This window comes from Flavimarina sp. Hel_I_48 (assembly GCF_000733945.1).
Classification (GTDB): Bacteria; Bacteroidota; Bacteroidia; order Flavobacteriales; family Flavobacteriaceae; genus Leeuwenhoekiella.
This window is the reverse complement of the sequence record NZ_JPOL01000002.1, coordinates 1,551,335-1,567,833: the sequence shown is the minus strand read 5'-3', so window position 1 is coordinate 1,567,833 and position 16,499 is coordinate 1,551,335. Positions and strand designations below refer to the sequence as shown.

Sequence of the window (16,499 nt, the reverse complement as noted above, 5' to 3'; positions counted from 1 at the left end):
CTACTGGTCTGAGGTTAAATATATTGCAAATTGTTTATAAAACTAAACGGAAAGCATTTTTGTCAACCTGATTTTTTTATATTTTTACCACATGCAATTGGAAAACTACATTAGCGACCTACTTTATAGATATGAATGCGTGATCGTACCGGGCTTAGGTGCCTTTTTAAGTCACCGTAACCCTGCACGATTAAACAGTGAGGAAAATTCATTTTTCCCACCGCAGAAGCGTATATCTTTTAATACCCAGGTAGATACAAACGATGGTTTGCTTGCCAAGTATATTAGCAATTGCGAAGGCATTAGTTATGAGGAAGCGGTACGGAGCATTGAGGCTGCCGTACGTTCCCTAAAGGTCAAACTTCAGGATAAAAAAGTGGTCAATCTTGACAAAATAGGCGCTTTTTCCTTAAATCAGGAAGATGCCCTTGTTTTTGAGCCACAGCATGAGATCAACTATTTGACCGATGCCTTTGGACTTTCTTCCGTAGTGGCCAATCCTATTGCAGTAGAAGAAGAATCGCAGCTTTCCGATGAAAAAGTAGTTTCATTTCAAAATCATCCAACAAACAGAAATCGTGTTTGGATGAAGTATGCGGCAGCGGGATTGCTGGCCATAGGCCTTTCCGGCAGTATGGGCTATATGTACCTAAAAGATGTGGAGGACCACAATGTTGCGGCAAAACAAGAAGCGGTTTCTAAACTTGAAAACCAAATACAGGAAGCAACTTTTACCATCAATAGTCCGCTGCCCACCATCACTTTAAATGCTTTTAAGCCAAAAGGCAAGTATCATATTGTTGCCGGGGCATTCCGTAAAGAGGAAAATGCACAGACCCGCGTAGACCAACTGAGGGAAGAAGGGTACAAAGCGAGGCAGATAGGTGAAAATAAATTTGGACTTCACCAGGTGGTTTATGGCAGTTATGCCGATGCCAATGAGGCACTTATTGCTTTGCGCCAAGTGCGTCAAAACGACAATCAAGGTGCCTGGATGCTTGTTGAAGAACTTGAGAAAAATAAGTAAGGCGCAGTCTCTTTCGATTAGCTTAACTTCGCATCTTTAAAAATTTGCATTTAGAGATGACCAGTAAAAATCCCAAAGATTCCAGAACAATACAAACAGATCTCGTGTTGCCAAACGAGACCAATCCCCTAGAAAATATGTTCGGTGGGGAGTTGCTTGCCCGTATGGACCGTGTAGCGAGTATTGCCGCCAGAAGGCATTCCAGACGCATCGTGGTTACCGCGGCCGTCAATCATGTCGCTTTTAACAAAACCATTCCTTTAGGTAGTGTTGTGACCGTTGAGGCAGCTATTTCCCGCGCTTTTAAAACTTCTATGGAAGTGATCATAGATGTGTGGATAGAAGATCGTGAAAGTGGTTTGCGCTCTAAGGCAAACGAGGCCATTTATACATTCGTTGCCGTAGACGATACGGGCAATCCTGTAGCGGTACCGCCTCTTGAACCGGAGACAGAACTTGAGGAAGAGCGTTTTAAGGCTGCACTGCGCCGCAAGCAGTTAAGTCTAGTGCTTGCAGGTAAGATGAAAGCGCATGAGGCTACAGAACTTAAAGCACTATTTGTTTAGCTGGATACATCCTGAATTCCGCCTTTAAAAATGCTTTATTTGCACTTAAAACCGACTTAAAAGACCCTAAATAACAGGTAATTGAGGTGTTTTTCGAACTATTTTACTATTTTAAAATCCCCTTTTAAAACTTAGTTTGTTTTTAAAAACTCCTGAATATCTTCATTCGAACCATAAAGAACCAAGATGTCGGCTTTTTGTAATACGTATGTTGCCGGTGGAACGCCAAGAGAAGTTGTGTTGGTTTTAGTTTGACCTATTACTGTTTCTACTTCCTCTTTTTTTAATATCGTTAAAATAAGGATCTTGTATTTTTCACGCAGATTGATATCCCCAATGGTTTGATTTAGATATTTTTTGGGCACGTCTGCCTCTACGATACTAAAATCTTTAGTAAGCTCAAAAGAATCCACTACGCCCTTAAAACATAGTTTTTTTGCCCAGCGTTCTGCTGTTTCCTGCTCAGGTCTCGCAATATCATCTACGCCTATGGCGACGAGGACTTTCTCATGCAGCGTATTTATGGAACGGCTGATAAGTCTTTTTACTTTGAAATTTTTAAAAAGAGCGGTGACCATCACATTTACCCCCTGATCTTCGCCTATAGCTACGATCACAATATCAGTATCTTTAAGGGGAAGACCGCTTACCGTGGCTTCGTCAGTTGCATCCATACGTATGGTATGCGATACTTTTTCTTTATAATGTTCAACCTTGTTCATATCTAGGTCAATACCTATTACCTCATTTCCGCGAAGGGTAAGTTTAGAGGCAATAGAGCCGCCAAAATTTCCTAGGCCTACAACTATTATTTTCATGTGCTTGAATTAATTAATGGTTATTTCTTCGGTGGGATAGCGGTAATTTTTGTGTTTCGCCTTTTTGAAGACCGCGATGAGAATGGTGAGCATACTTACCCTGCCTATGAACATTATGGTAATGATTACTGCTTTTGCAGGGATGCTCAATGCTGCCGTGATCCCTACACTCAACCCCACTGTACTATATGCCGAAAAACATTCAAACGCTATGCTGAGCAACGTTTTTTCCTCATCAAAAACAGATATAAGTATAATGCCCATACCTATTACTAACAGGGATAGGGAAATGGTAGCAAAGGCTCTTCTCACCGAAATTTCTGCGATCTCACGCCGATAAACCTCTATTTTGTCTTTTCCTTTAGCCAAACTTAAAAAGTTAAGCGTCGCAATGGCGAAAGTACTTGTTTTTATACCTCCTCCCGTAGAAGCAGGAGAAGCACCGATCCACATAAGGAAGAATATGAGCATGATGGTAGAAAAATTAAGCGCCCCTATATCTATATTGTTGAACCCAGCCGTTCGTGGTGTTGTGGCGCCAAAAAGCGCTGTAACAAATTTGCCAAAGCCATGATGTTCTGCAAGGGTATTGTTGTATTCATTGATATAAAAGACAATGGTGCCCAGAACCGTCAATGAAATAGTGGTTACCAGGGTGATTCGACTATTTATATTGAGAATCCATGGTATATAGCGGCGCTCGTTTTTCTTCGGGCGTAGTACACGGTTTATAAACAGGTATTTTACATATTTGATTACATTGGCAATGATGGGGAAACCTAGCCCGCCCAATACAAAAAGGGCAATTATGACTAGTTGCAGACCATAATTAAACCGAAAACCTTCCTGGTACAAACTGCTTGATAATGTTGAAAAACCCGCATTGCAAAAAGCGGATATAGAATGAAATACCGAAAAGAATACTTCATCAGAAAAGGATTGGAAAAGGGCAGGTTTAAGGGTAAAATAAATGATAATACCACCTAAAATCTCTATGGAAAAGGTAATTATTATGATCTTTTTCAGGGTTTCAAAGACTTCTCCTATTTTCTGAGAATTTGTCATGTCTGTAAGGACCAGCTGATTTTCATAAGTTGCACCACCTTTAAAAAAATAACTGAAGTAACTCGCAAAGGTTAGGATTCCCAGACCGCCCATCTGTATTAGAATAACAAGGATTACCTGACCCAGTGGTGTGAAATAAGTTCCGGTATCTACAACGGCGAGACCCGTTACACAAACCGCACTTGTGGAGGTAAAGAGTGCATTTGTAAATGAAAGGCCTTCATAGGTTGCTTTCGGCAACATAAGCATGAATGTGCCAATGACAATTATGCCAAGAAAACTTACGATAAAAAGTTGGGCAGGATTTAGAAAGGTCTTTTTGTAGCTGACTTTTTGCTCGGCAAATTCCCTTATAAAAGTAAGAAGGATCACATATTTTATCCAGTTATCATCGTATAGAAAACTAAGGTGCCTGGCTGCATTGTGAGAGAAAAAATGGATGAGTACCACATTTACCGTCACTAGAATGCTGAGGAGGTCAAATATTATTACATTCCACCGTACATCTTTACGTTTTAGTACATAGCGAAGTACTGTTGTTATAATACCAGCGGCGATTACCAGGAAATAAAACCCATTTATAAGATTCTGTAAAAATGCTGTTTTGGCGTAGCCAAAATCGTAAATCAAGAAGAAAAGTCCGAAGCAACTAAGTATAAAACTGATGCGGAATATCGAACGAATTAAAGCAGGCGAAGAAAAGAGGGCATTTACCTTCATGGAAAAAATGAAAGATCAAAAATAACGTATTTGAGTTATTTATACGGAATAGCGATATTTAATCTAGGCATTATTTAAAAAAAAATTACCTTAGAAATTGAATCTATACTCCTAAAAGTATTAAAAACAATTGCTAAGGTAATTAGTAGGATTTATGCTACTTATATTTTATATAATTTTTCAAGAGTTGATTAGATACCTCTTCCAGAAATAATATTATAAAGGATAATAATAACAGCAATTACCAGAAGAACGTGTATTAAACTACTTGTTCCCATACCTGGTATAATTTCTAAAAGTCCTAATAGCCAAACTACTATACAAACTACGGCTACGAGCCAAAGAATACTTCTCATAATGATTGATTTTTTAGTTAGTGTGCTAATATAGTAAAGATTTTATACCATATCCTTAAAATTTATATAATTTAGAGATATATTCATAATCTAGGCGAAAATTTCACAATTGAAATATATAAATTTTCAAAAAATTTTGTTAATTGATTAATCTGTTTATTTTAGGTTATAGGTATCTTGAAATTTAAAAGGTTAGCTTTTGCTATAAAAATCTATTCCTTGTGGATAGTTACATTAACATAGTTGAGTAGTCAATTTAGTGAAACAGCATCAAAACCATTTAATTTGAAAGACCCCAGATATTATATGTTTTTCGTCTTCTTTCTTGTTGCGTATAGTAACTGGGCGCAAGAGTTTCCTCCTTTTCAGAACTTTCTTCCTTAGCGCTATAATGCGGACAATCAGAATTGGACCATATCCCAGGATTTAAATGAGCATCTCTATTTTGGGAATAATGCGGGTTTATTAGAGTATAATGGAGGGCAGTGGAAACTTTATCAAACACCAAATCAGACGATAGTTCGATCTGTAAAAGTTATGGGCGATCGCATATACACGGGCTGTTATATGGAGTTTGGGTACTGGGAACGAAACGACCTTACTTTAAAATAGAGAAAAGGAAAACCGTATATTTACTCTAGAACGCTTAAAATGCCTTAATAATGACCATAACAAACCGAATTTTACCCCTTTTTACTCTTTTTTGCCTGTTTCTGACAGATTTTGAAGCAAAAGCTCAGGACTCTAATCCGTTGGAAGGGCGCTGGGATCTGGTCATGAAAAAAGACGGTAAAGAAATGCCCTCCTGGCTTGAGGTCAAACATTCGGGTAATAATACGCTCGTGGGACGTTTTGTTTACGCCTTCGGTAGTGCGCGCCCCATTGCCGAAGTTAAATCTGATGGGAATAACTTTACCTTTTCCATCCCACCACAATGGGAACCAGAAGGTCAGGATATGGAGTTTGAAGGTCGTATTACAGGTGACCAACTTGAAGGAAGTATGATCTATACAGATGGGAGCAAAGCAATATGGACAGGATCACGTGCACCCACCTTAAAATATAACCCGAATCCTACCTGGGGCGAACCTCAAAACCTGCTCAATACAAACAATCTTGACGGTTGGCACACAAAGGGAGAAAACCAATGGGTGGTAGAAAACGGAATTTTAAAAAGTCCAAAATCAGGATCAAACCTGATCTCCGATGAAGAATTTATGAATTTTAAACTTCATATCGAATTTCGTTATCCCGAAGGCAGCAACAGCGGAATTTATTTACGGGGACGTTATGAAGTTCAAATTACAGATAGCTATGGTAAGCAGCCATCAGATATAGAATTCAGTGCGGTTTACGGTTTTCTGCCCCCTACGGTTATGGCGGCCCATCCAGCAGGCGAATGGCAGGCCTGCGATATAACTTTAATAGGAAACCGTGTTTCCATTATCGCTAATGGAATTCCTGTTATTACAGATCAAATCATTCCCGGTATAACCGGTGGCGCTCTTGACAGTGAAGAGGCAAAATCTGGCCCGTTTATGCTACAGGGCGATCATGGTGTGATTGAATTTAGGAATATAATAGTTACACCTATTCAAGAATAGTATGAATAATGGTCTAAACACGTACCAAATCCTCTTTTTTCACTGGTAAATCCCTAATTCTAATTCCGGTAGCATCCCAAATCGCATTGATAACCGCTGCCGTAGCTGGCCCTTGCGCGGCCTCGCCAGCACCAAGTGGCGGTTCTTCTGGTCGGTCTATAATTTCCACTTCCACTTCGGGAATATCGGGAAATCGGAAAATGGGATACGTTTCCCAGTCCAGGCTCGTGATATGATTTTCATCAAAAAGAACCTTTTCTTTTAGCGCCCAACTAGCAGATTGTATCATGCCGCCCTCCGTCTGGTTTTTTAATCCGTCAGGGTTTATGGTTTCGCCCGCATCAATAACCGCCCACATTTTTTTTACCTGAACAGAACCCGTCTTGGAATTTACATGAACATGTGCGGCAACACTACAATAGGCGGCTGAATTTTTATAACGGGAAAAGGCAAATCCCAAACCTTCATTTTCTGCCAGTTCCGGTTTTTGGGTATTTTCCCGCAGTCGCGAAAGGCAATCTTTCGCACGAACATCACTGAGGTGGTTCAATCGAAAAACAACCGGGTCAATGGAAGATTTTTCCGCCAGTTCATCCATAAAACATTCGATGGCAAAAATATTGGCGTAAGCTCCCAGACCGCGAAGCGCAGAAGTACGCAATGGACCCCGAAAGATGTGAGAGTTGTTTTTTATGTTTGGCAGATCATAATAGGGCAAGGCATTGCGTATGGCTCCGCCCCTAAAACCGCCTTCTGCCGCGCCGTAACCTCTATCGAGATACCGCGCGGGAAGTAAATTTTCGGGATTGCCGCCCGGGCGGGTACTATGTGCATCAGACCACAGATCATATTGCCAGCCTTCTATCGTTCCATCTTTTGCGAGTCCGGCTTTGAGTTCCATAAGCATGGCAGTTCCATAAGGCTCCCAGCCGTGCTCATCATCCCTCATCCATTGCAGGCGCACATGCTTGCCAGGATATTCAAGAGCCAGGAGCGCCGCTTCTGCCGCAACATCATCTGCACCGTTGTGCCCATAACAACCCGAACCGGGAATTCCTTTTACATGAATGTTGATTTCAGGAAGTTCAAGAAGGGTGGAAAGCGTCTTTCTGAGAGGATATACACCTTGTGTATGGCTCCATATTTCAAGCTTGTCATCCTGATAAAAAGCTACAGCACACGAAGGGCCATTTGCGGCGTGCATAACATAAGGTTTGCTATATGCAGCGGAATGTTTAATCCCTGATTTATCTATAATTTCTGCCGAATTCCCCTTATTTTCATCCGTTTTTGAGTCGGTGGGGAGGTTTTTTATATAGTTCTTTAAATTGGTTTTTGTGGGTAACGTTTCCTTTATGTCCCATTTTGCCCTGCGGTTCAACTGCTCCCGCATTTTTATGGCCTGGTATTCCTCTTCGGCGATCACGCCCACAAAACTACCAATGCGCACCAGTTTTAAAAATCCCTCCGCACTGGTTACAAAATTGGCGTCCAAAGCATTTAGTGCAGCGTTGTAGGCTTTTGGCCTAAGGATACGGGCGTGCACCATATTAGGGAAACGCAGGTCCTGCACATACGTATGTTGCCCGGTTACCATGGCGCTTATATCTTTTCTGGGAACTGGCTTTCCAACCCATTTATTAGTCTTTTTTGCCTGTATTTTGACCTCAGGATCTAATTTTTGGTTGAATTGTTTCCCGTTGAGGATCGTGCTAAAGCTTACTTTTTGAGTTCCTTGGATTACGTGGCCATTTTCTAAGCTTAGACTGCTTTTTTCAGTACTTAATTTTTCTGCTGCAAGTGTAAGTAAAACTTCACGTGCAGACGCTGCGGCCTTTCTAACTGCCATTGCAGAAGAAACGATGGAATTGCTTCCCGCGGTATATCCTTCATCTGGTGTAATTCCTGTTTCAGCCAGATTTACACTAATGTTTTCGGGATCAGTGTTCAGTTCTTCTGCAGCGACCTGGGCAACTGCAATGCGTATGCCCTGTCCCAGTTCCATTTTCCCGGTAAATATTTCGATTTTACCATTTTCAAGCACTTTTAACCACGCGTTGATGGCATCGTCGTTAGCGATTATGGCGCCACAGATGTTGTCTGCTGCGTTGTTTTCGGCAAAAAGAAGAGTAGGGGCAATACTAAATCCTATACCCACACAGCCCAATTGTTTAATGAATGTTCTTCGTTTCTTTTGCATATCAATCCTGATTTTTCTGAGACGCCGCCCTTTTTACCGCTTTGATCGCACGGGTGTGTACCCCGCAACGACATATGTTTTTTTCAAGTGCGGTTTTAATTTCCGCTGTGCTGGGAGCACTGTTTTTGTTGAGCAGCGCGACAGAACCCATGATTAATCCGTTTAGGCAATAACCGCATTGCGCGGCCTGCTCAGTAATAAAAGCTTCCTGAACTACATGTAATTTGCCATTTTTATGGGCTAAACCTTCTAAAGTGGTGATTTTTTTGCCAGTGGCGGCACTTACGGGCAACCTGCACGAAGGTTGCGCCTCTCCATCCAAAAGCACAAAACAGGCACCACATTGTTCCAATCCACAGCCAAATTTGGGTCCGTTGAGTTGAAGGTTGTTCCTGAGTACATAGAGCAGGGGAGTGTCAGGACTTACATTTATTTCTTTTTCTTCGCCATTTACGTCTAATGCAATAGAAGTTTTCATACATCTCTTTTTATAAAATGTACGATAAAAGCTTTAAAATCAACTGCTTTTAGCATTTTATAGGGAAATAAATGAAGATCTGCAGACTCATTGTAAAGGCGAATGTTCTCAAGAGTTTCTTAAAATAGGAGCCAGATATGGGTTTTTTGTTGTTTTTGGGCGTTTCCCTGCGGGTCGGGCTTTGCGTTGCAATCTTTTTGCTCGTTCCTCACAAATAGGATTTCCACTTCAATCCCTAACGCGAGATTCGTTGTAGCTTAATACTTTGATTTTTTTTTGGTTTAGGGCGTTACCCTGCGGGTCGGGTTTTTTGTTGCAATCTTTTTGCTCGTACCTCACAAAAAGGATTTTCACTTCAATCCCTAACGCGAGATTCGTTGTAGCTTAATAATTTGGTTTTTTTATTGTTTTTGGGCGTTTCCCTGGGGGTCGGGTTTTTTGTTGCAATCTTTTTACGCGTACCGCACAAAAAGGATTTTCACTTCAATCCCTAACGCGAGATTCGTGGTAGCTCAATAATATGATTTTTTTATTGGTTTAGGGCGTTTCCCTGCGTTAGGGTTTTTTGTTGCAATCTTTTTGCTCGTACCTCACAAAAAGGATTTCCACTTCAATCCCTAACGCGAGATTCGTTGTAGCTTAATACTTTGGTTTTTAATCGTTTTTGGGCGTTTCCCTGCGGATCGGGCTTTTTGTTTCAATCTTTTTGCTCATACCTCACAAAAAGGATTTTCGCTGCAATCCCTAACGCGAGATTCGTGGTAGCTCAATAATATGATTTTTTTATTGGTTTAGGGCGTTTCCCTGCGGGTCGGGCTTTTTGTTTCAATCTTTTTGCTCGTGCCTCACAAAAAGGATTTTCACTTCAATCCCTAACGCGAGATTCGTTTTTAAAACATAAAATTGCTTTTCAACCTTATGTATTGAGATTAAAATATTTGGTTTATTCTTAAAAATAAATGCCATTTACAGCCAAAAAACAACCTCAAAACAGGAGTTTCTAGCCATTTTTGAAGTATTTATTGAGCGATTTTGCGGCTTTCTGACTTTAATAATCCGAATCTTTTACAATTTAATATAGTTTGTTCCGCAAAAAAACTTTACCTGTAAAACTGCATCTCGTCAATATATTTCCAGACTCTTTCTGGAAGCAGGGGTTTACAGTTTTTGCCTTCTGCGATCGCTTTTCTAATAAACGTAGAAGATATCTCGACCACAGGTGCATTGACCACCTGTATTTTGATATGACCTTTAAATTGATGTTTTACCGTACCCTCAGAAATTCTGGGATAGACCAGGATTTCATGATTTTGTAGGATGACCTCATGGTTTTTCCATTTATGAAGACTTTTTAGGTTGTCCTCACCCATAATGGGGCAAAAGGTATATTCAGGATATTTTTCCTGTAAATGCACTAGCGTATTTACGGTATAATTAGGCTGCGGAAGATTGAATTCTATCGTGCTTGGTTCAAGTTTGGGGTAATCTTCTACGGCTTCGATCACGAGCTGATGGCGGTGGTGATCGTTGAGCAGGCTGCTCTTTTTCTTAAAAGGGTTGTGCGGGGTGATCACGAGCCAGACCTTGTCCAGGTCCCCATATTCTGCGATATGGTTTGCAATAATGAGATGCCCTATGTGAATGGGATTAAAAGTGCCAAAAAAAAGACCTATTTTCATAGAGAAAGCGCTTTTTATTCGGTGTCTTTTGAGGGTGATACGAAATCAGCGACAAGGGTATGTGCCTCTTTCAATGCTTCATCTAATTTATTGTTGAGTATGATATGGTCAAACTGGGGCGCCGTGGCGAGTTCTATGCTTGCTTTTGCAACGCGCATATTGATGCGTTCATCGCTTTCTGTCTTTCTCTTTTTAAGCCTTATTTTCAGTTCTTCAATACTGGGTGGTTTTACGAAAACGGCCAGCGTGCGCTCAGGGTATATTTTTTTGATATCCAGGCCACCTACCACGTCTATATCAAAAATCACGTTCTTACCACTTGCCCAGATGCGTTCTACTTCGCTTTTTAAAGTCCCGTAGAAATTATCGCGGTAGACTTCCTCCCATTCCAGAAATTCTTCATCTTTGATGCGACGCTTAAATTCTTTCAGATCCAGAAAATAATAATCTACACCATCTTTTTCCTCTGGACGCGGTTCACGGGAAGCTGCAGATATGCTAAAGTCAAGCTTAAGTTCTTTTTGATCCAGTAAATGGCGTACAATGGTTGTTTTTCCACTTCCAGAAGGAGCGGAAAATACGATGAGTTTTCCTTCTTGCATTAAAGTACGTTTAAGAGTTGCTCTTTGATCTTCTCGAGTTCATCTTTCATGCGCACCACAACCTGCTGCATGGGTGCATAGTTTGATTTTGAACCAATGGTGTTTATCTCACGTCCCATTTCCTGGCCTATAAAACCTAGTTTTTTACCGTTTGATTCGCCAGAATTCAATACTTTTGTAAAGTAGTCAAGATGGTTGGCCAGGCGCACTTTCTCCTCTGTGATATCGTATTTTTCAAGGTAATAGGTCAATTCCTGTTCAAAGCGGTTTTCATCAACATCTGCTTTAAGGTCGCTTACGTTTTTGAGGAGTCGTTCTTTCACCCCGGCCATACGTTCAGGATCTATTTTTTCAACTTCGGAAAGATATTCTTTGATATTGGCAATACGTATTTCAAAATCTTCCCTTAGCGCGCGACCTTCGTCCTTTCTGTAAGTGTTGATAAGTTCAAGGGCTCTGTCAAGAGCATGTAAAATAGCATCAAATTCCTCTGGGTCTATCTCGTCTTTTTCGGTCTTAAGCGTATCTGGCAGGCGCATGGCCATTTTAAGCAATTCGATATTATTAAGCTCCTTGCTGTCAATTACCCCGGCCAGTTGTTTCATGTACTGCCTTACCACCGCATCGTTTATAGAAGCATTGGTCTCTTCCCCGTTGAGTTCGACATAAAGGCTGAGATCAATTTTACCGCGTTCAAGCGATTTAGCTGCGATATTGCGGATTTCCAATTCCTTTTCGCGATAAAAAGAGGGGATACGTGCATTGAGGTCCAGGTTTTTGCTGTTGAGCGACTTGACTTCAATGGTAATTTTTTTTGAGGGTAACTGGGAAACATACTTCCCGTAACCGGTCATTGACTTTATCATAAACGTAATTAAGGGGCAAATATAAGGAAACTTGTCAATGCCCTTTTAATGTTGGGTGAGGTAATTTTTTCTAAGGAGTAATTAGACTTAATTTACTCGGAAATATGCTCTTTTAAACGTAAAAAACCCCGATATTTCGGGGTTTTAGGTTGTTTTTGAAACAATTGATTATCAGAAAATGTTCCGCTTTTACAATTCTTTGATCTTAATGTTTCGGTAAGAAACACTATTTCCGTGATCCTGAAGGGCGATCTTACCTGTTTTGGCCTGGCCAAAATTCTCCCAGTCCGCAAATTTAGATTTAGAGATCATTTCTTTCCACTGGTCGCCTTCAACCGGAAAATCTACCACTTCTGTTCCGTTAAGGGTTACTTTGCCCATATTCTCTTTATGGTTTATCATGATGGTCATTGTATTCCATTCACCAGCTGGTTTTGCCACGTTCTCACTGGGAGGGATCATATCATAAAGTGCACCTGCCTGATGCGTGGTACCCGCTTTTGCATCGGGATGGCGCTCGTTGTCCAGGACTTGTATCTCAGGGCCGGTGGCATAGGGCTCATTGTATTTTTTATCCTCTTCTACAGCATAGAGCACACCACTGTTCCCGCCTTCAGAAATCTTCCAGTCCAATGAAAGTTCAAAGTCTGTATATTCTTTATCTGTTATAAGATTTTCTGAACCAGACCTGTTTTCAGCGGGGGTCAGCACTAAAGCGTCATCTACGATTGCCCACTGCGTGGGTTTGTCGCCATTGTACGCATGCCAGCCGTCCATGTTTTTGCCATCAAAGAGAACGGTCCATTCTTCCTGTTCGTTAGCGTTTACATCCTGATCCATAGCGGTAGTCTCCTCCATGGGCGTATTCTCTTCATTGGTTTTGTTCTCTTTACAACTTAGCAGGGTTATCGCTGCAAGTGCACACGCGGTTAAAGTATATTTCATGGTTGTTTTATTTATATTCCTAATATTTTTTTAAGTCGGTTCTCATCGATCTCAGCTCCCGCAAAATCATCAAAGGCTTTTTCGGTAGCTTCAATTATGTGTTCTGCGATAAAGGGAGCGCCTTCGCGTGCGCCTTGTTCCGGGGATTTTATGCAGCATTCCCATTCCATCACGGCCCATACGTCACAACCGTATTCGGTCAATTTAGAAAAGATGGTCTTAAAATCTACCTGTCCATCGCCAAGGCTGCGGTACCTTCCAGCACGATCGCGCCAGTCGCCATAGCCACCAAAAGCCCCTTTTTTTCCGGTAGGATTAAATTCGGCATCCTTTACATGGAACATTTTAATGAATTCATGGTAGTGGTCTATATATTCTACATAATCCAATTGCTGAAGTACAAAATGGCTGGGATCATAAAGAATATTCACCCGCTTGTGATTTCCCGTTGCTTCGCGAAAGCGTTCAAAGGTAACCCCATCGTGAACGTCCTCACCGGGATGCACTTCGTAGCACACATCCACACCTTGCTCGTCAAAGACATCAAGTATAGGTTTCCAGCGTTTTGCCAACTCCTCAAAACCCATTTCTACCAGTCCGGGTGGGCGCTGGGGCCAGGGGTGCCAGGTGTGCCACAAAAGGGAACCGCTAAATGTACCATGCACATCAATACCCAGGTTGCGGCTTGCCCGTGCCGAATATTTGAGCTGGTCAACCGCCCATTCGGTCCGTTTTTTAGGATTGTTCTTGTACCCTTCTGGGGCAAAATTATCAAACATCAGGTCATAGGCCGGGTGTACGGCGACCAACTGTCCCTGCAAGTGCGAACTTAGCTCCGTTATTTCAAGGCCATAACTTTCTACCTTGTCTTTGAGTTCATCTGCATAGGTTTTACTTTCTGCTGCTTTTTTAAGATCTATAAGTCGGTTTTCCCAGGTAGGGATCTGTATGCCTTTGTAGCCCAGATCACTTGCCCATTTACATAAACCCTCGAGCGAATTAAATGGCGCTTTCTCATCCATAAATTGTGCGAGGAATACTGCGGGACCTTTAATGGTTTTCATGCTGAAAATTGATTTAATGGTTATGATAAAGAACGTTTTGTCAACGTTCGGCACTATCTTTTTTAATTATTTAAGGGATACCCAGGCGGCATTATTCTTACCGGAATCTACCGCGGCATAAATAAACTGCATACCGCGTAAACCGTCTGCAACCGTGGGAAAATCAAGATTTTCTGATCTACTTTTGCCTTCTTTTGCCTGATTTACCTCTTTTGCAAAACTGCGGTACAGTGTTGCAAATGCCTCAAGGTAACCTTCTGGATGTCCTGCGGGTATACGCGTATAATCAGCAGATGCGGGATAGGTGCCGTTCCCTCCCGGGGTATAGATTTTTTTAGGTTCGGCAAGCATCTTGACGGTAAGTTCGTTAGGGTTTTCCTGGCGCCAGGAAATGCTTCCCTTCGTACCGTATACACGAATGCTGAGGTCGTTTTCTTCACCGGCCGCTATCTGTGAAATACTCATGGTGCCCTTTGCTCCATTCTTAAGTCGCAATAAAATATTGCCATCATCGTCAAGCACACGGTCTTTGCCAAAGGTGCTTAAATCTGCTGCAATTTCACTGATTTCTATTCCAGAAACATACTCCACAAGGTTTTCGGCATGCGTACCAATATCTCCCAATGCACCACCAATCCCTGACTTTTTAGGATCTACGCGCCAGGAAGCCTGTTTATTGTCATCATTTTCCACTGCGGTGGCCATCCAGCCCTGTAGGTAATGTACATTGACCTTGCGTATATCGCCCAGATCGCCTTTGCTGATCATCTCGCGGGCTTGTTTAACCATAGGGTAACCGGTATACGTATGGGTTAACGCAAAGATTTTACCTGTTCTTTCAACTACTTCCTTTAGCTCTTCCGCTTCTTCTAAAGTAAGGGTCATGGGTTTGTCACAGATGACGTGAAAGCCTTTTTCCAATGCCATTTTTGCAGGAGGAAAGTGCATATGGTTAGGCGTCACGATTGAAACGATATCCATACGCTCCCCTTCGGGCATAGCGGCTTCTTTTTCTATCATTTTCTCAAAATTCTTGTACGCACGCTCCTCGGAAAGACCAAGCGCTTTCGCGGAAGCGATACTGCGTTCTGCGCTGCTGCTAAAAGCACCACATACCAGTTCAATCATTCCATCTATGCTTGCTGCCTTGCGGTGTACGTCACCTATAAAAGAACCCTGGCCGCCGCCAATCATCCCCATTTTTAATTTTTTCATGTTTCGGTATTGTTTTAATTTTTTATTAGTTGGCCGTGCGTATTGCGATTATAGTTTTTCCAGCTCTTTAGGCTCGATACGCTCGTTCTTGAAGAATATAAGAAAAAGAACCATAACAGCCGCGGCAAACAGGACCGGAAATGTCCAGATCCCATTCCAGTCGTGAACGCCATCGCTAAGGAGATTACTCTCTGTAATGACCCCGGCAACTTGAAAACCTATAAGCATACCTACTCCATAAGTAGCCAACGTAATAAGTCCCTGTGCAGAACTTTTGAACTTTGATCCTGCTTTGCTATCTGTGTAAATTTGGCCAGATACAAAGAAGAAGTCATAGCACAAACCGTGGAGTGCGATACCTATAAGGATCATAAAAACCAGGTCATCTGCGTTGCCATAAGCAAACAGAAGGTAGCGAACCGCCCATGCGGCCATTCCAATAATAAGGGTGTATTTTACACCGAATTTTTTAAAGAAAAGGGGCAATAACAGCATGAAAAGCACCTCAGAAACCTGCCCTATGGAGGCTTTTGCAGTTGAGTTTTCAACGCCAATTTCGGTCAGAAAAGGACTTAGGTTTTGATAATAAAAAGCCAGCGGAATACAAATAAGTATGGAAGCCAGGAAAAATATCAAAAAATTGCGGTCTTTGAGAAGCGCCAGTGCGTCAAGGCCAAGGATTTCCCTAAGGCCCACTTTTTCACCTTTTGCGACAACCGGTGGTGTTTTAGGCAGTGTGAAGCTAAATATACCAAGCGCAGCTGAAGCTATCGCGCACATCAGGAACGTGTTTTTTAGCATACCGTCAGCGATACCAACTTTGCTGTCCCATGCAAACACGAGACTTATGACCAGACCGGCAATAATCCACCCTATTGTCCCAAAAACACGGATAAACGAAAATTCTTTAGCGGGATCCTTCAGCTGTCTGAAAGCAATGGAATTTACCAATGCCAGTGTGGGCATAAAAGCAATCATATACCCCAGAACGTATGGATAGAAAACATCCACATTTTCGGTATTGGCCATTTGATACATTAGTACTGCCCCTACCAGGTGCAATACACCAAGAATTCGTTCGGCATTAAAATAGCGATCTGCAATGAGACCTATTATAAAAGGGGCAACAATGGCACCCCAGGATTGTGTAGAAAAAGCGGCTCCTATTTCAACGTCTGATGCGTTGAGGTTTTGTCCCATAAAAGTACCCAGTGTAACAAACCAGCCTCCCCAAATAAAGAATTCCAGGAAAAACATGATCGAAAGTTGGGAGCGTGTAAGAAATTTCATAAAT

Annotated in this window: 15 protein-coding genes; 3 read left to right on the top strand and 12 right to left on the bottom strand. The window is 41.7% G+C overall.

Annotated elements, in window-relative coordinates:
- Positions 1-91: 91 nt before the first annotated feature.
- Positions 92-1,027, top strand: coding sequence for an SPOR domain-containing protein (locus tag P162_RS07015; RefSeq protein WP_031426551.1), 936 nt, complete (start codon positions 92-94; stop codon positions 1,025-1,027).
- Positions 1,028-1,083: 56 nt separating this feature from the next.
- Positions 1,084-1,593: an acyl-CoA thioesterase gene (locus P162_RS07010; protein ID WP_031426550.1), complete on the top strand. Its 510-nt coding sequence runs from the start codon at positions 1,084-1,086 to the stop codon at positions 1,591-1,593.
- 131 nt (positions 1,594-1,724) lie between these two features.
- Here P162_RS07010 and P162_RS07005 read toward each other — a convergent pair whose 3' ends face one another.
- The 3 genes from P162_RS07005 to P162_RS06995 all read right to left on the bottom strand — a co-directional run bounded on the left by P162_RS07005 (position 1,725) and on the right by P162_RS06995 (position 4,552).
- Complete coding sequence (locus tag P162_RS07005) at positions 1,725-2,411, bottom strand: potassium channel family protein (protein WP_031426549.1); 687 nt, start codon at positions 2,409-2,411, stop codon at positions 1,725-1,727.
- A gap of 9 nt (positions 2,412-2,420) precedes the next feature.
- Positions 2,421-4,196 carry a TrkH family potassium uptake protein gene (locus tag P162_RS07000; RefSeq protein WP_051907812.1) on the bottom strand — a complete coding sequence of 592 codons (1,776 nt, stop codon included), beginning with the start codon at positions 4,194-4,196 and terminating at the stop codon, positions 2,421-2,423.
- 191 nt (positions 4,197-4,387) lie between these two features.
- A complete protein-coding gene (locus P162_RS06995) occupies positions 4,388-4,552 on the bottom strand; it encodes a lmo0937 family membrane protein (protein WP_031426547.1) in 165 nt (54 codons plus the stop codon).
- A gap of 662 nt (positions 4,553-5,214) precedes the next feature.
- Between P162_RS06995 and P162_RS06990 the strand changes: the two genes are divergently transcribed.
- Entirely contained in the window at positions 5,215-6,156 is a 942-nt protein-coding gene (locus P162_RS06990) for a DUF1080 domain-containing protein (RefSeq protein ID WP_051907811.1), read from the top strand.
- Positions 6,157-6,169: 13 nt separating this feature from the next.
- Here the strand turns inward: P162_RS06990 and P162_RS06985 are convergent, their stop codons facing one another.
- The 9 genes from P162_RS06985 to P162_RS06945 all read right to left on the bottom strand — a co-directional run bounded on the left by P162_RS06985 (position 6,170) and on the right by P162_RS06945 (position 16,495).
- On the bottom strand, positions 6,170-8,356 hold the full coding sequence (locus tag P162_RS06985; protein WP_031426545.1) for a xanthine dehydrogenase family protein molybdopterin-binding subunit: 2,187 nt from the start codon (positions 8,354-8,356) through the stop codon (positions 6,170-6,172).
- 1 nt (position 8,357) lies between these two features.
- Positions 8,358-8,834 (bottom strand): (2Fe-2S)-binding protein, encoded by a 477-nt coding sequence (locus P162_RS06980; RefSeq protein ID WP_031426544.1) that lies wholly within the window; start codon positions 8,832-8,834, stop codon positions 8,358-8,360.
- Between the two features lie 1,100 nt (positions 8,835-9,934).
- The gene (nadD, locus tag P162_RS06975) at positions 9,935-10,513 is read right to left on the bottom strand and encodes a nicotinate (nicotinamide) nucleotide adenylyltransferase (RefSeq protein WP_031426543.1); all 579 of its coding nucleotides are present in this window, start codon (positions 10,511-10,513) and stop codon (positions 9,935-9,937) included.
- Positions 10,514-10,527: 14 nt separating this feature from the next.
- Positions 10,528-11,115, bottom strand: coding sequence for a guanylate kinase (gene gmk / locus P162_RS06970; RefSeq protein WP_031426542.1), 588 nt, complete (start codon positions 11,113-11,115; stop codon positions 10,528-10,530).
- Positions 11,115-11,981, bottom strand: coding sequence for a YicC/YloC family endoribonuclease (locus P162_RS06965; RefSeq protein WP_031426541.1), 867 nt, complete (start codon positions 11,979-11,981; stop codon positions 11,115-11,117). Before P162_RS06965 ends, gmk begins: the two co-directional genes overlap by 1 nt.
- Positions 11,982-12,170: 189 nt before the next feature.
- Positions 12,171-12,926 carry a DUF1080 domain-containing protein gene (locus P162_RS06960; protein ID WP_031426540.1) on the bottom strand — a complete coding sequence of 252 codons (756 nt, stop codon included), beginning with the start codon at positions 12,924-12,926 and terminating at the stop codon, positions 12,171-12,173.
- 11 nt (positions 12,927-12,937) lie between these two features.
- A complete protein-coding gene (locus P162_RS06955; protein ID WP_031426539.1) occupies positions 12,938-13,990 on the bottom strand; it encodes a sugar phosphate isomerase/epimerase family protein in 1,053 nt (350 codons plus the stop codon).
- 66 nt (positions 13,991-14,056) lie between these two features.
- Complete coding sequence (locus tag P162_RS06950; RefSeq protein ID WP_031426538.1) at positions 14,057-15,205, bottom strand: Gfo/Idh/MocA family protein; 1,149 nt, start codon at positions 15,203-15,205, stop codon at positions 14,057-14,059.
- A 48-nt stretch (positions 15,206-15,253) separates the two neighbouring features.
- Positions 15,254-16,495, bottom strand: coding sequence for a nucleoside permease (locus tag P162_RS06945; RefSeq protein WP_031426537.1), 1,242 nt, complete (start codon positions 16,493-16,495; stop codon positions 15,254-15,256).
- Positions 16,496-16,499: the final 4 nt, after the last annotated feature.

Bases quoted from the DNA above. Each gene is read 5' to 3' on its own strand.
- P162_RS07015 (WP_031426551.1), top strand. From the start codon at position 92: ATGCAATTGGAAAACTACATTAGCGACCTACTTTATAGATATGAATGC.
- P162_RS07010 (WP_031426550.1), top strand. From the start codon at position 1,084: ATGACCAGTAAAAATCCCAAAGATTCCAGAACAATACAAACAGATCTC.
- P162_RS07005 (WP_031426549.1), bottom strand. From the start codon at position 2,411: ATGAAAATAATAGTTGTAGGCCTAGGAAATTTTGGCGGCTCTATTGCC.
- P162_RS07000 (WP_051907812.1), bottom strand. From the start codon at position 4,196: ATGAAGGTAAATGCCCTCTTTTCTTCGCCTGCTTTAATTCGTTCGATA.
- P162_RS06995 (WP_031426547.1), bottom strand. From the start codon at position 4,552: ATGAGAAGTATTCTTTGGCTCGTAGCCGTAGTTTGTATAGTAGTTTGG.
- P162_RS06990 (WP_051907811.1), top strand. From the start codon at position 5,215: ATGACCATAACAAACCGAATTTTACCCCTTTTTACTCTTTTTTGCCTG.
- P162_RS06985 (WP_031426545.1), bottom strand. From the start codon at position 8,356: ATGCAAAAGAAACGAAGAACATTCATTAAACAATTGGGCTGTGTGGGT.
- P162_RS06980 (WP_031426544.1), bottom strand. From the start codon at position 8,834: ATGAAAACTTCTATTGCATTAGACGTAAATGGCGAAGAAAAAGAAATA.
- nadD (WP_031426543.1), bottom strand. From the start codon at position 10,513: ATGAAAATAGGTCTTTTTTTTGGCACTTTTAATCCCATTCACATAGGG.
- gmk (WP_031426542.1), bottom strand. From the start codon at position 11,115: ATGCAAGAAGGAAAACTCATCGTATTTTCCGCTCCTTCTGGAAGTGGA.
- P162_RS06965 (WP_031426541.1), bottom strand. From the start codon at position 11,981: ATGATAAAGTCAATGACCGGTTACGGGAAGTATGTTTCCCAGTTACCC.
- P162_RS06960 (WP_031426540.1), bottom strand. From the start codon at position 12,926: ATGAAATATACTTTAACCGCGTGTGCACTTGCAGCGATAACCCTGCTA.
- P162_RS06955 (WP_031426539.1), bottom strand. From the start codon at position 13,990: ATGAAAACCATTAAAGGTCCCGCAGTATTCCTCGCACAATTTATGGAT.
- P162_RS06950 (WP_031426538.1), bottom strand. From the start codon at position 15,205: ATGAAAAAATTAAAAATGGGGATGATTGGCGGCGGCCAGGGTTCTTTT.
- P162_RS06945 (WP_031426537.1), bottom strand. From the start codon at position 16,495: ATGAAATTTCTTACACGCTCCCAACTTTCGATCATGTTTTTCCTGGAA.